The 14,453-nt window shown below is 58.4% G+C and carries 12 protein-coding genes; 10 read left to right on the top strand and 2 right to left on the bottom strand.

What is annotated here, in order from left to right; translation table 11 throughout:
* Positions 1–6 precede the first annotated feature (6 nt).
* The 3 genes from rsmA to AUP74_RS06400 all read left to right on the top strand — a co-directional run bounded on the left by rsmA (position 7) and on the right by AUP74_RS06400 (position 2,835).
* Positions 7–804 (top strand): 16S rRNA (adenine(1518)-N(6)/adenine(1519)-N(6))-dimethyltransferase RsmA, encoded by a 798-nt coding sequence (rsmA, locus tag AUP74_RS06410; protein ID WP_069946859.1) that lies wholly within the window; start codon positions 7–9, stop codon positions 802–804.
* 33 nt (positions 805–837) lie between these two features.
* Positions 838–1,650 carry a symmetrical bis(5'-nucleosyl)-tetraphosphatase gene (locus tag AUP74_RS06405; RefSeq protein ID WP_069946858.1) on the top strand — a complete coding sequence of 271 codons (813 nt, stop codon included), beginning with the start codon at positions 838–840 and terminating at the stop codon, positions 1,648–1,650.
* 63 nt (positions 1,651–1,713) lie between these two features.
* Positions 1,714–2,835: a CapA family protein gene (locus tag AUP74_RS06400; protein WP_083260853.1), complete on the top strand. Its 1,122-nt coding sequence runs from the start codon at positions 1,714–1,716 to the stop codon at positions 2,833–2,835.
* Positions 2,836–2,851: 16 nt separating this feature from the next.
* Here AUP74_RS06400 and galE read toward each other — a convergent pair whose 3' ends face one another.
* Positions 2,852–3,877 carry a UDP-glucose 4-epimerase GalE gene (gene galE, locus AUP74_RS06395; protein WP_069948740.1) on the bottom strand — a complete coding sequence of 342 codons (1,026 nt, stop codon included), beginning with the start codon at positions 3,875–3,877 and terminating at the stop codon, positions 2,852–2,854.
* A 370-nt stretch (positions 3,878–4,247) separates the two neighbouring features.
* Here galE and AUP74_RS06390 point away from each other — a divergent pair, with 370 nt between their 5' ends.
* The 3 genes from AUP74_RS06390 to AUP74_RS06380 all read left to right on the top strand — a co-directional run bounded on the left by AUP74_RS06390 (position 4,248) and on the right by AUP74_RS06380 (position 9,189).
* Positions 4,248–6,170: a PrkA family serine protein kinase gene (locus AUP74_RS06390; protein ID WP_069946856.1), complete on the top strand. Its 1,923-nt coding sequence runs from the start codon at positions 4,248–4,250 to the stop codon at positions 6,168–6,170.
* Between the two features lie 161 nt (positions 6,171–6,331).
* Positions 6,332–7,609, top strand: coding sequence for a YeaH/YhbH family protein (locus AUP74_RS06385; RefSeq protein WP_069946855.1), 1,278 nt, complete (start codon positions 6,332–6,334; stop codon positions 7,607–7,609).
* Positions 7,609–9,189, top strand: coding sequence for a SpoVR family protein (locus tag AUP74_RS06380; protein WP_069946854.1), 1,581 nt, complete (start codon positions 7,609–7,611; stop codon positions 9,187–9,189). Before AUP74_RS06385 ends, AUP74_RS06380 begins: the two co-directional genes overlap by 1 nt.
* Positions 9,190–9,276: 87 nt before the next feature.
* On the opposite strand, the gene AUP74_RS06375 is transcribed toward AUP74_RS06380, so the two are convergent.
* On the bottom strand, positions 9,277–9,843 hold the full coding sequence (locus AUP74_RS06375; protein WP_069946853.1) for a response regulator: 567 nt from the start codon (positions 9,841–9,843) through the stop codon (positions 9,277–9,279).
* A gap of 534 nt (positions 9,844–10,377) precedes the next feature.
* Here AUP74_RS06375 and AUP74_RS06370 point away from each other — a divergent pair.
* From AUP74_RS06370 to AUP74_RS06355, 4 genes are all read left to right on the top strand, one after another.
* Positions 10,378–11,598 (top strand): multifunctional CCA addition/repair protein, encoded by a 1,221-nt coding sequence (locus AUP74_RS06370; protein ID WP_069946852.1) that lies wholly within the window; start codon positions 10,378–10,380, stop codon positions 11,596–11,598.
* The gene (locus tag AUP74_RS06365; protein ID WP_069946851.1) at positions 11,591–12,319 is read left to right on the top strand and encodes a pteridine reductase; all 729 of its coding nucleotides are present in this window, start codon (positions 11,591–11,593) and stop codon (positions 12,317–12,319) included. Before AUP74_RS06370 ends, AUP74_RS06365 begins: the two co-directional genes overlap by 8 nt.
* Before the next feature lie 151 nt (positions 12,320–12,470).
* A complete protein-coding gene (locus AUP74_RS06360) occupies positions 12,471–13,160 on the top strand; it encodes a response regulator transcription factor (protein WP_083261097.1) in 690 nt (229 codons plus the stop codon).
* Entirely contained in the window at positions 13,150–14,397 is a 1,248-nt protein-coding gene (locus AUP74_RS06355) for a histidine kinase (protein WP_158514545.1), read from the top strand. The genes AUP74_RS06360 and AUP74_RS06355 overlap by 11 nt, the downstream gene beginning before the upstream one ends.
* Positions 14,398–14,453 lie beyond the last annotated feature (56 nt).

The raw sequence follows: 14,453 nt of genomic DNA, 5'->3' as shown, positions 1-14,453 counted from the left end.
TTCCCTATGGATCACTTTTTCGAACACAAGGCGCGCAAGCGCTTCGGCCAAAACTTTCTGGTCGACGAAAACATTATCGAGCGGATTGTCCGGGCCATTGCCCCTAAAGAAGAAGACCGGCTGGTGGAAATCGGCCCCGGTCAGGGCGCGATTACTGAACTGCTACTGAAGCGCTGCCCTTCCCTGACTGCGGTGGAGCTGGATCGGGATCTGATCCCACTGCTGAAATTCAAATTTCGTGATTACCCTGATTTCAGCATCATTGAACAGGATGCCCTGAAGTTCGACTTTGGCAGCCTTGCAGGCGACGACCAGCTCCGCATCGTTGGCAACCTGCCCTACAACATCTCCACGCCGTTGCTGTTCCACCTGCTGGGCTTCCGCGGCAAGATCCGCGACATGCACTTTATGCTGCAAAAAGAAGTGGTGGATCGATTGAGCGCAGTGCCGGGCAACAAGTCCTATGGCCGACTCAGCGTCATGGTTCAGTATCACTGCCGGGTACAGGGCCTGTTCCCGGTGCCTCCACAATCTTTCCGCCCTGCACCAAAAGTGGATTCGGCAATTGTGCGACTGGTGCCCCACGCCAACCCTCCCTACCCTGCAGATGACGAAGACTTGCTGGAACGTCTCGTCAACGTCGCTTTCCAGCAGCGCAGAAAGACCCTGCGCAATGCCATCAAACCACTGTACCCTGACCTCGATGTCTCCGAGCTTTCTATCGATGCGAGTCGCCGGCCGGAAACTCTGAGCGTCAAGGAATTTGTCGAGCTCGCCAATCACCTATCCAAATTGGATCAATAGCGCCTTCAGGAAAAAGAAAGCAGGGGAAGACTTTTGGCCACTTATGCCATCGGGGACATTCAAGGCTGCTTCGAGCCCTTCATGCGACTGTTGGATAAGGTCCACTTCCGGCCGGACCGTGACAAACTCTGGCTGGCAGGTGACATGGTGCACCGCGGGCACGACAGTCTCAGTACCCTGCGCTTCCTGTACGAGCACCGCGCCCAGGTGACCGCGGTCCTTGGCAACCATGATCTGCACCTGTTAGCACTAGCCCACGGCGCCAAGCGTCTTACCGACAAAGAGCACGACCTGGCGAAAATCCTGCGTGCCAAGGACGCAGATACACTGCTGGAATGGCTGCAGAGCCTGCCGCTGGTGGTACACAAGAAGGGCTTTACCATGGTCCATGCGGGTATCCCACCCATATGGAGCATCACCAAAGCAGTAGAACTCTCCCGCGAGGTACATCGGGCGCTGGCTGACGATGCCATGGCCAAAGCCTACTTCTATGGCATGTACGGCAACGAGCCACACTGCTGGAGCGATCACCTGCTCGGCATCGAGCGCTTGCGCTCCATCACCAACTATTTCACCCGCATGCGCTTCTGTAGGGCTGACGGCACGCTGGATCTGGTGACCAAGCGCGGTCCGGAAGCCGAACACAATGGCTACCTCCCCTGGTTCAGCCATCCCGAGCGCAAAACCCGCAACGACAAGATCATTTTCGGCCACTGGGCCGCTCTCGAGGGACGCGCCGACACCCCCAATGTCTTCGCGCTGGATACCGGTTGTGTCTGGGGCGGTTACCTGACAGCGATGCGCCTCAGCGATGAGAAATTTTTCTGTGCTGATTGCGGAGTTTGATCTCTCCTAACTCCTGGCTTCTGTGCGCGAAGCTAAGCTTGGGGATGGAGGCACACGTTACCCATGCACCCTGCAACCTCAGTTCGCCTATTGCTTGCTGGCGATGTGATGACTGGACGAGGCATCGACCAGATCCTTCCCCATCCCGGAAGCCCACAGATCCACGAGAGCTATCTGCACTCTGCCATTGATTATGTCCGGCTTGCTGAGATGCAAAGTGGCTCAGCCCTCAAAGAAGCTTACTTCGCTTATCCGTGGGGTGATGCTCTTGTCGAAATGAATAAACGCTCACCTGCACTCCGCGTCATCAATCTGGAAACTGCGGTGACTCGTTGCGATGACTACTGGCACGGCAAGGGCATCAACTATCGTATGCACCCGGACAACCTGCCCTGCCTGACCGACGCCAATATCGATGTGTGCACCCTGGCTAACAACCATGTCCTCGACTGGGGCTACGGGGGACTCTCGGAGACTTTGCGAACCCTGCGCAATGCGGGCCTGACACTGGCGGGGGCCGGAGCCAACGATCTGGAGGCGAGCGCCCCAGCCGAGATCCAGCTTGATGGAAAGAGGCTTCTGATTTTTGCCTGCGCTCACGGCAGTAGTGGCGTACCACCGGAATGGTCTGCGGGGCCAGAGCTACCCGGCGTTCACCTTCTACCGGACCTGAGGTCAGGAAGTGCCGGGAAACTGATTCGGTTCATCCAAAAATACAGTAAACCGGAAGACCTGGTGATGGTGTCGATCCATTGGGGCGGCAACTGGGGTTATCGCATCCCGGAAGAACAGCAGGGCTTTGCCCACCTATTGGTAGACGCTGGTGTGGATGTCGTCTGCGGACATTCTTCCCACCATCCCAAAGGGGTCGAGATCTATCGAGACCGCGCAATCCTATATGGCTGTGGCGACCTGATTAATGATTACGAAGGAATTTCCGGGCATGAAGCTTATCGCCCCGAGCTGCGGATTCTCTATTCTGTCGATCTCGATCCAGAAACAGGGGCACTCCTTAACCTGGAGCTCATCCCTTTCAAGTCACAAAAGTTAAGGCTGTGCCGGGCGGATGCAGAAGATAGGACCTGGCTACAGAAGACCTTGCAGCGAGAGTACCGATCACTGGGGATGATGGTGGAGGATACCGGCTCAGCACTGGTGCTGAGCTGGCCACCTCCAACCGGATAGCTCGTTCAAAGGAACTTCAACTGCTATAGCCGTTGGGGTTTTGTGACTGCCAACGCCAGGTGTCCTCCGCCATCCTGAGAAGATCATACTCTGCCGTCCAACCAAGTTCCTGCTCAGCCAGTGCCGGAGCTGCAAAGTATTCGGCCACATCACCGGGACGGCGCGGCACCACCTTGATCGGGATGTCTTTCCCGCTGGCCTGCTCGAACGCCCGGACCACCTCGAGGACCGAGCTGCCCTTTCCTGTGCCCAGGTTATAGGTGTAACAACCGGCTGTGGTCTCCGCGCGACCCAGCTTTTCCAGAGCGGCCAGGTGTCCACGGGCGAGATCCACCACGTGGATGTAGTCACGCACGCCAGTGCCATCCACGGTGTCGTAATCATCGCCGAACACCTGCAAATGCGGCAGGCGACCCACGGCAACCTGGGCAACGTAGGGCAGGAGATTGTTGGGAATACCGCGGGGATCTTCACCGATACGGCCACTCTCGTGAGCACCAATCGGGTTGAAGTAACGCAACAGGCTTACTTTCCACTGGCTGTCCGGCGCGGCACAAACATCCTGCAGAATGTTTTCCACCATCAGCTTACTGGTCCCATAAGGGCTTTCAGGGGCTGTCGGGCACTGCTCAGGAACCGGCACTATCGCCGGATCACCGTATACGGTCGCGGAAGAGCTGAATACGAACTGGCGAACACCAAACTCCTCCATCACCTCGCAGAGCGTCAAAGTGCCAGCAACATTATTCTGGTAATACCGCAATGGCTGTGCAACTGACTCACCAACAGCCTTTAGGCCAGCAAAATGCACCACAGATTCGACTTCATGATGGGAAAAAATCTCCCTTAGCGCGCCGGCATCCCGAATATCGGCGGTGTAGAGCGGCACTGACTTGCCGCTGATGGCTTCGACCCGCCGCAGAGCCTCGGCACTGCTGTTACAGAGGTTGTCCACCACCACCGGTTCCCAGCCCGCCGCAAGCAGCTCCAAACAGGTGTGACTGCCGATATAGCCGGCTCCGCCGGTTACCAGGATCGCCATGGCGCGAATCTCCAACTTCTTGCTGTTCAAAATGGGCGCCTAGTAGAGCGTAAAACTGCCACCTAATTCAACCTATGTTGGCGGCTGCGCCTCCCGCATAGCGGAGGGAAAGCTATCCTGATTATGCGAGATAAATTTTTACAGTTTCGCGATTGGCGACAGAAGATATGTCGCATAGGGAATAAAGATAGAGTTCAGCGCTAAAGCGCCTTTCAGTTACCGCGAAACCTGCCGAGCAGGTCGCGCCCGCATCGTCAGCCGCACGGGTCAGTTGTTCACACAGGCGAGAGCCTCTGCGATACCCAGCATGCACGATATTGGTGCGACTGGCTGGAAGAGCTGTCCGACACGCCACAGGGAGTTGTGCACGATGACGATTTTCAATCACTACCTGGAACGGTATGAAGCCATCCAGGATGAAGAGCTCAGCATCCAGGAGTACCTGGAGCTGTGCAAGAAGGACCGCAGTGCTTATGCCTCGCCGGCAGAGCGCATGCTCATGGCCATCGGTGAGCCCGAGCTGGTGGACACTTCCCGCGATCCACGCCTGTCGCGCATCTTCTCCAATAAGGTAATCAAGCGGTACGCCGCCTTCAGTGAATTTTATGGCATGGAAGAGGCGATCGAGCAGATTGTCTCCTTCTTCCGCCATGCCGCCCAGGGCCTGGAGGAGAAGAAGCAGATCCTCTACCTGCTCGGCCCGGTCGGCGGTGGCAAGTCGTCGCTGGCGGAGCGACTGAAAGCATTGATGGAGAAGATCCCCATCTACGCCATCAAGGGATCGCCAGTATTCGAATCTCCTCTGAGCCTGTTCTCACCCGATGAAGACGGCCAGATTCTGGAGGAGGATTACGGCATCGCCCGGCGCTACGTGAATACCATTATGTCGCCCTGGGCGGTCAAACGCCTGCACGAATACCGCGGTGACATCAGCCAGTTCCGGGTGGTCAAGATCCGGCCCTCGATTCTGGACCAGGTAGCAATCTCCAAGACCGAGCCCGGCGATGAGAACAACCAGGACATCTCCGCTCTGGTAGGCAAAATCGATATCCGCAAACTGGAAGACTTCCCGCAGAACGATCCCGACGCCTACAGCTTTTCCGGCAGCCTCTGTCGGGCCAACCAGGGTCTGATGGAATTCGTCGAAATGTTCAAAGCGCCGATCAAGGTGCTGCACCCTCTGCTTACCGCGACCCAGGAGGGCAACTACAACAGCACCGAAGGTCTTGGCTCGATTCCATTCAATGGCATTATTCTCGCCCATTCCAACGAGTCGGAATGGCAGTCCTTCCGCAACAACCGCAATAACGAGGCGTTCCTCGACCGGATCTATATCGTCAAGGTGCCTTACTGCGTGCGCGTGCAGGAGGAGATCAAAATCTACAAGAAGTTACTGGAGCACAGCTCGCTGTCGAAGGCGCCTTGCGCCCCAGACACTTTGCGCATGCTGGCACAGTTTTCCGTGCTTTCACGAGTCAAGGATCCGGAGAATTCCAGCCTGTTCTCCAAAATGCGGATTTATGACGGCGAGAACCTGAAGGATACCGACCCCAAAGCAAAGACGATTCAAGAGTATCGCGACAACGCCGGTGTTGATGAGGGCATGAACGGGCTTTCCACCCGTTTCGCGTTCAAGATTCTTTCCAAGGTCTTCAACTTCGATGCCACCGAAGTGGCGGCCAACCCGGTCCACCTGCTTTATGTGCTGGAGCAGCAGATTGAACAGGAACAGTTCCCACCGGAACAGCAGGAGCGCTACCTCGGCTTCATCAAGGAGTATTTGGCTCCACGCTATGTGGAGTTCATCGGTAAGGAAATTCAGACGGCCTATCTCGAATCCTATGCCGAGTACGGCCAGAATCTCTTCGACCGCTATGTGACTTATGCCGATTTCTGGATCCAGGACCAGGAATACCGCGACCCGGAGACCGGCGAGATCCTCGATCGTGGCGCACTCAACGAGGAACTGGAAAAAACCGAGAAGCCTGCCGGCATCTCCAATCCGAAGGATTTCCGCAACGAGATCGTCAACTTTGTCCTACGCGCACGCGCCAACAATCAGGGCAAAAACCCGGACTGGCGCTCCTACGAAAAACTGCGCGCCGTCATCGAGAAGAAGATGTTCTCCAATACCGAGGATCTGCTCCCGGTTATTTCCTTCAATACCAAAGCCTCCGCCGAAGACCAGAAGAAACACGCCGACTTTGTCGCGCGGATGGTCGAGCGGGGCTATACCGAGAAGCAGGTGCGGCTGCTCTCGGAATGGTATCTGCGGGTCCGCAAGTCGCAGTAACCCGGCAGTACTCGCGGGGCGTCGCCTTTTAGGCACGCCCGGCGGTGGCGACAGGAGTCAGCCAGAGCATTTGCGTTTCCCACCAGTGTCAGGTGGGAACCCATCTGCGCCGACTGCCTCCTCAAACCCACCGCTGCCACGCACTGGTCAGAGGCAGTAACATGAGCTACATCATCGACCGCCGGTTGAATGGCAAGAAAAAAAGCACCGTCAACCGGCAGCGTTTCCTCCGGCGCTACAAAGCCCACATCAAAAAGGCCGTCGGTGAGGCCATGACCAATCGCTCCATTACCGATATGGATAAAGGCGAGCGAATCAGTATTCCCACTAGAGATATCAGCGAACCGGTGTTCAATCATGGGCCTGGAGGACATGTAGAGCGCGTCCTGCCCGGCAACCGGGAGTTTATCTCCGGTGACCGAATCCCCCGCCAGGGCCAGCAGGGTGGTGGCGGCGGAGGTGGCGGTGCCAGCGACAGTGGCGAGGGGGTGGATGACTTTGTCTTCCAGATCTCCCAGGAAGAGTTCCTCGACTTCATGTTCGAGGGATTACAACTACCCAACATGATCAAACGTCGGCTGGCGGGCAACGAGTCCTTCAAGATGGTCCGCGCCGGTTTCAGCAACGAGGGAACCCCGGGGCGACTCAACGTTGTGCGTTCACTGCGCGCTGCAAACGCCCGCCGCATAGCGCTCACCAGCAGCAAACGCCGCAACCTGCGTGAACTGGAAGAAGAGTTCGAGCGCGAGGAGCACAAAGAAACCGCCCTACGGGACCAGCGTAAGCTGGATGCGCTGGGCAAACGTATTGCTGAATTGCGCGCCCGTATCGACAAGGTGCCTTTCCTCGATGATTTTGACCTGAAATACAACCTGCTGGTCAAGCAACCAAAACCGCGTTCGAAGGCGGTCATGTTCTGCCTGATGGATGTCTCCGGTTCCATGAACCAGGCCACCAAGGACATGGCCAAGCGCTTCTTCCTGCTTCTCTACCTGTTTCTGCAAAGGAGTTACGAATACACGGAAGTGGTATTTATCAGACACCATACGAGCGCCAAGGAAGTGGATGAAGAGGAGTTCTTCTACTCCCGCGAAACCGGCGGCACCATTGTGTCCAGTGCACTGAAACTGATGCGCCGCATCATGCAGGAGCGGTATCCCGCCAGCGAATGGAACATCTACGGCGCCCAGGCTTCTGATGGCGACAACTGGAACGACGATTCCAGTACCTGCCACAAGATCCTGATCGACGACATCATGCCTCACGTGCAGTACTTCTCCTACGTGGAGATTACCCCCCGTGACCACCAGGCCCTATGGGAGGAGTACGAAAGCGTGCGCGCTATCTTCCCGGAACACTTTGCCATGGAGCAGATAGTCGACCTCAAGGACATCTACCCGGTGTTCCGCCAACTGTTCAGCCAGAAGGTGGCCGCGTAATGCTCGATAAGTTTCCTACAGCCCCGGATGCCAAATCGGAAGGGCCGATCTCCACCAGCTCCGAGTGGACCTTTGAGCTGATTCAGGAGTATGACCGTGCCATCGCCCAGCTGGCGGAAGAGTTCGGCCTCGACACCTATCCTAACCAGATCGAGATCATCAGCTCAGAACAGATGATGGATGCCTACTCTTCCGTCGGTATGCCCGTGGGCTATAACCACTGGTCCTTCGGCAAGCAGTTCATCAGTGTCGAAAACAATTACCAGCGCGGCCTGATGGGGCTCGCCTACGAGATCGTCATCAACTCCAACCCCTGCATCGCCTACCTCATGGAAGAAAACACCATGACGATGCAGGCACTGGTGATCGCACACGCCAGCTACGGTCACAATTCCTTTTTCAAGGGCAACTACCTGTTCCGCAGCTGGACAGATGCCAGCAGCATCATCGACTACCTGCTGTTTGCCAAAAACTATATCGCCAGATGCGAGGAGCGCCACGGCGTGGAGGAGGTGGAAGCGATCCTCGACTCCTGTCACGCATTGATGAACTATGGCGTCGACCGCTACAAGCGTCCCTACCCTATTTCGGCGGTGGAAGAGGAGCGTCGGCAGAAAGAGCGTGAAGAGTACCGCCAGCGCCAACTGAACGATCTATGGCGCACGATTCCCAAGATGGGCAACGGGCCTGAAACGGTACCCGATCACCGCTTTCCGGAAGAGCCGCAGGAAAACCTGCTCTATTTCATCGAAAAAAATGCACCCCTGCTGGAGAACTGGCAGCGGGAACTGGTCCGCATCGTGCGAAAACTGGCGCAGTATTTCTATCCACAGCGCCAGACCCAGGTGATGAACGAAGGCTGGGCCACCTTCTGGCACTATACATTGCTGTCCGAGCTGTATCGCCGTGGGCGTGTGACCGAGGGCTTCATGATGGAGTTCCTGCAGAGTCACACCAATGTGATCTACCAGCCGCCATTCGACAGCCCCTATTTCAATGGCATCAACCCCTATACCCTCGGGTTCAGCATCTTCAGCGATCTGCGCCGCATCTGTGAGGAGCCAACGGACGAAGACCGGGCGTGGTTCCCGGACATCGCAGGTAGTAACTGGAAGGAAACACTGCAGTTCGCCATGCGCGACTTCAAAGATGAAAGCTTCATCCTGCAGTTTCTGTCACCGAAAGTGATGCGGGACATGAAACTGTTCTGCATCAGTGACAACGATCGGGAGAATGAGATTGTCGTCAGCGCCATCCACGACGAAGATGGCTACCGGCAACTGAGGGCGGACCTGGCAGGCCAGTACAACCTGGGTAACCGGGAGCCCAATATCCAGGTCTACTCCGTGGATACCCGCGGCGATCGCTCGCTGACGTTGCACCACACCCAGTACCGTCGCCGCCCACTGGGAAAGGATTCGCCCGAGGTCATGCGACACCTACACCGCCTGTGGGGCTTCGATGTGCACCTGCACAGTTTGCATGATGATGAAGTCACAGCCAGTTATCACTGCCCAGAAAAGGGACGTGACCGTATGGACAGTGAAGATGAGCCGATGCTGATCCCAAAACCGATCTGATCGGCGGCAGCAAAGGCTTCTGGCGTCGGAGTACACCAGGAAGACAGCAGGCGCGGCACGAGCGGCCGCCCCGGCGAAAGCTGGAAATCAGATTTCCAGCAGCAATTTGACCTTGGCCACTAGCTCGTTGCGATCAACAGGGGTGGTCACCACTGCATCGGCACCAGCATCGAGCCAGCGCTGCTGATTGTGGTCATTGGCAGGCGCCACGACTACCGCATGCATATTGGCGAATTCACTGCGGGATCGCAGGTGATCGAGGATCTGGAAACCGTTCAGCTGGCTCAGGTTGGCATCCAGTACCAGTAGCGCCGGCTTGCAGGCCGCCATCATAGTACCGGCTACAAAGCTATCCCCGGCCACTTCCACTTCACATCCCGCCTGCTGCAGACCCTGGCGGCCGGTTCCAGCAATCTCCGGATCTGCGGTCAGCAGGAGCACCTTACGACTGGCGACCGCCAGTTCGCTTGGCACCGGCATGGCGTTATCCCGCAGGAACCCCACGAAATCCTCGACGCAGATCCGGTGGTCTCCACGACCCGGCAATTTGTAGGCTTTGAGCTGCCCCCGCTCAATCCAGCGAATCACGGTGCGGAAATTGACCCCGCAGTAGCGTGCTGCTTCGCCGGTTGTGAGCACATGCAGTTCGTTCATTTTTAGAATTCCCCCAAACATCCTGCAAACACTGACAGGTACCCCGGATAAAAACCACCGCAACTATCGACGCAAACAAGCAGCCTAGCGCGAATTTATCCTGCCAACACCGGGCACCCTTATAAATTATGCTGCCGAAACCTGCAAAACCAGGCTGAAACTCGGCTTTATAGAGTATTGACGAAGCAGATCGGCAACCCCTCAATAAAAAACGCTAAGGTACAGTTGACAGGTAAGACAGGTTAAATAAAATGGTCACAACTTCCGGCGACGCAGGTCTTAGTCCCGGATTGCATGTTTACTTTTCCGTCAGGCGCCGCCATTTGGCCGCCGACAGGAATGGCAAACACCCCTCCCAACACGAATACCCTAAGACCCTGGGCCCCCTTGTTTTTTCGGGGCCTTTTTTTTATCTTGCCAAAATCCCGCACTCCTTTTCATACCGCTGTCCGCGGTCAAAGCCGGCATAGATGGATTTATGGCTGTACTCGGTACCCACCGGCCCCTCTTCTCCCCGCCAGCGGGGCCCCTAGCATGAAAACCTACCTGGTAGGCGGTGCCGTCCGCGACAAACTACTCGGCCGCCCAATACACGAACGCGACTGGGTCGTTGTCGGCGCTGACGAATCCCGCATGAAGGCGCTGGGCTACACCCCGGTCGGCAAAGACTTCCCGGTTTTTCTCCACCCCGAGACCAGCGAGGAGTACGCGCTGGCGCGTACTGAGCGCAAGAGCGGGCATGGTTACGGCGGCTTCAGTGTGCACGCGGCGCCGGACGTGACACTGGAGCAGGACCTGTTGCGCCGCGACCTCACCATCAATGCGATGGCGGAAAGTGAAAGCGGAGAACTGATCGACCCCTATGGCGGCCGCGCCGATCTTGAGGCTCGCCAACTGCGCCATGTCTCGCCCGCGTTTGCCGAAGATCCACTCCGCATTCTGCGGGTCGCCCGCTTTGCCGCCCGCTACCACCACCTGGGCTTCACTGTCTCGGAAGACACAATGGCACTGATGCGCCAGATGGTGGCAGCCGGGGAAGTCGAACACCTGGTGGCGGAAAGGGTATGGAAAGAGATCAGTCGCGCACTGACGGAGCCGGATCCGGATGTATTCATACTGGTGCTACGCGAATGCGGCGCACTAAAGATACTGCTCCCGGAGGTGGACCGCCTGTTTGGGGTCCCGCAACCGCCTCTGCATCACCCCGAGATCGACACCGGCAAGCACCTGCTGCTGGCTCTGAAGGCTGCCCCTGCTGAATTACCGGTGCGCTTCGCGGTTCTGCTGCATGACCTGGGTAAGGGCATTACCCCAGAAGAGGTTCTGCCGAGCCACCGCGGCCACGAAAAGGCCGGCCTTCCACTGGTGAGGGATGTCTGTCGCCGCTGGCGCGTCCCCAAGGAACTCGCGGCATTGGCGGCGGGGGTGTGTGAGTACCACCTGCACACGCACCGCGCCTTCGAACTGCGTCCGCAGACCATCATGAAAATGTTCCGCGCACTGGACGCCCTGCGCCGTCCGCACCGATTTGACGACTTCCTGCAGGCCTGCGAAGCGGACGCTCGCGGACGGGAGGGGCTGGAAGACCGGGAGTATCCGCAGGTGGATTTCCTGCGCACAGCACGGAGTGCCGCGGCCGAGGTGTCACCGCAACCCCTGATCGAGCAGGGCTTCGAGGGCGCAGAACTGGGCAAGGCGCTGGACCGTGCCCGCATAGAAGCTATCGCCAGGGTCAAGGAGGAATATCATGCGTAATGTCCTGATCACCGGCGCCGCCGCGCGACTTGGCCGGGCTATCGCCCGTGAGCTGCATCGCGATCACCGCATCATCATTCATTACCGGCGCTCCGCCTCCGCCGCCCAGCGGCTGGTACGTGAATTGAATGAACAGCGACCGGACTCCGCCGCTGCCCTGCAGAGCGACCTGGACAGCGCCGCCGGCTGCGAGCAGCTGGCTCAGCATGCGTGTGAACTCTGGGGTGGAGTCGACGTGCTGGTCAACAACGCCTCATCCTTTTATCCGACGCCTGTAGGCAAGGCCGACGAGCGGGACTGGGACCAATTGGTAGGCAGCAACCTCAAGGCGCCTTTCTTCCTAAGCCAGGCACTCACACCAAGCCTGACTGAAAACAGCGGTTCGATCATCAACATGATCGACATCCACGCCGAACGGCCGATGCCCCAACACACCATTTACTGTGCCGCCAAGGCAGGACTGGTCATGCTAACCAAGAGTCTGGCACTGGAGCTGGCCCCGAAGGTACGGGTCAACGGCGTGGCGCCCGGCGCTATCCTGTGGCCGGAACAAGAAGACGTGGACGAAGAAGCCAAGGCACGGACGCTGTCGCGTATTCCGCTGGGCCGTACCGGCAGCGAAACAGATATCGCCAGGACGGTGCGCTTCCTGATCAGCGAGCCGTCTTATATTAGCGGACAGGTGATTGCCGTGGATGGCGGGCGCAGCCTGAATATCTGATTTGACCAGGCCGAGGGCATCCTGACCTGCGCGGCCCGACCTACGCGGCCCGACCTGCGCGGCCCGACCTGCGCGGCCCGACCGTCTTTCACTGCAATTTCACCGGCATGTTGCGACAATGCCTTTCCATCTCGCCAATCGGACAGCCCCGGTGAACAACCTCAAGATACTCCTGGTCGAAGACAATCCCACCCTTGCCCGCCAGACCGGCGAATTCCTCGAGGGGCACGGCTGGAATGTGGATTTTGCCGGTAACGGGCGACTGGGCCTGCAACTGGCGCTTGAAGAGATTTACGATCTGATCCTGCTGGACCTCAACCTGCCGGACATGGACGGTGTGGAGCTGTGTCGTGAGTTCCGCAAGCGCGCCACTGTCACCGCTCCGGTATTGATGCTCACCGCCCGCGATGCCTTCGATGACAAGGCCCGGGGCTTCCATTCGGGCGCCGACGACTATCTCTGCAAGCCCTTCGACCCGCGCGAGCTGGCACTGCGCTGCAGAGCCCTGGTACGGCGCCGGGAGCTGCACCGCAAGGACGAGATCCGCATCGGCACACTGCAGGTCCGCGGGCGCGGGCGCGAGGCGGAACGCGATGGCCAGCCTCTCAGGCTCACCGCCATTACATCCAGCATCCTCTGGGAACTGGCCTGCGCCTATCCCGACCCACTGAGCCGCGCGGAACTCAGCCATCGCATCTGGGGTGACAACCCGCCGGACAGCGACGCATTGAAATCCCATATTTACAGCTTGCGGCGCCAGTTGGACCGGCCATTCCCGGATCCCATGCTGCGCACCATCAGCAACATCGGCTACCGGCTGGAGCAGCCCGGTGAAGACTGAACAACCGCAGCGGAGCCTGCAACGACGGGTGTTCACGGTCTTCGGCAGCTTAACCCTGGCGCTCTGCCTGGTTTATACCGGTATCGGGATCCTGGCGGCTTACGTCATCGAGGACCAGCTGCTCGACAACCTGATATCGGACGAAGCCCGGTATATCGAGCAACAATTCCATACCCGCGGCACCCTGCCGGCACCACGACTGCCCAATTTTTCCCTGTACGCCTCGACCGACGATGCTCCAGACAACTTCCAGGTTGCCCTGGCAGACGGCCGGAAAAGCGCCGAGCTGTTTGTTAGCGGGGAACAGCATTACCACCTGCGGCGGCTGGAACTCGACGGTTGGCCGGTACTCGCTGCGGACGTGGGCAACCTGTTAACGGTATCGCGCCAGTCCGGCCGTCTCGTATGGTTGTTACTGGCGGTACTGCTCACCACCACTGCTCTGGCCCTGTGGCTAGCACACCGACTGGCCACCCGCACCATCCGCCCACTACTGGGCCTCGCCCGGGAAGTGGAACAGCAACACAATGACCGACAGCCAGTCCTACTTTCCGCCACCGGTAACCAGGACGAGATCGGCTTCCTGGCGCGAACGCTAGAGCGCAGCCTCAACCAGCTGCAACAGGCCCAACAGCGGGAAGCCGAGTTTACGCGCGATGTCAGCCATGAGCTGCGCACAGGCCTCGCCATAGCGACCAACACCATTGCCCTCTCCCGGCAACGCGAACTACAGGACAGTGAAAAAAAAGAACTCTGGTCGACACTGACAGCCATGGAGAGGACCGTCACCACACTGCTCGCACTGGCGCGGGCCGAATCGATCGAGCGCTCCGCTTTCGACCTGCGCCCCCTACTGGAAGAGAGGCTGCTGGCCCGGCGCGAGATCGCAGCAGGAGAGAATTTCCAACTGGATCTGGCACTGCCGGAAAAGCTGCCGGTCAATGGCAACCCTCGCCTGACCGGACTGCTGCTGGATATCCTGCTGGACAATGCCATTCGCCATGCCGCCGGGCCCGCACTGAAGATTCACACGAGCGGCAGTGGGCTGAGCTTCATCAACCCGGCCAGGGAAAACACCGATACCGAAAACCTCTTCCACGCCGGCACCCGCAGACCAGGCAGTGACGGTCTCGGCCAGGGCCTGTACCTGGCAAGCCGCATTCTCAATGCGCAGGGATGGGGCTATGGGGCCAACTGCGAGGAACAGCTCTTCTCAATCTCCATCTATCCCGCCTAGCGCCCCCCGCTTTGCTGCTCCCTGATACCCGGGGGGGGCATGCATATGCATTTCCC

The organism is Microbulbifer aggregans, assembly GCF_001750105.1.
In the GTDB taxonomy this organism is placed as follows: Bacteria; Pseudomonadota; Gammaproteobacteria; order Pseudomonadales; family Cellvibrionaceae; genus Microbulbifer; species Microbulbifer aggregans.
The sequence above is the reverse complement of the archived record's forward strand: the minus strand, read 5'-3'. Positions and strand labels throughout refer to the sequence as shown.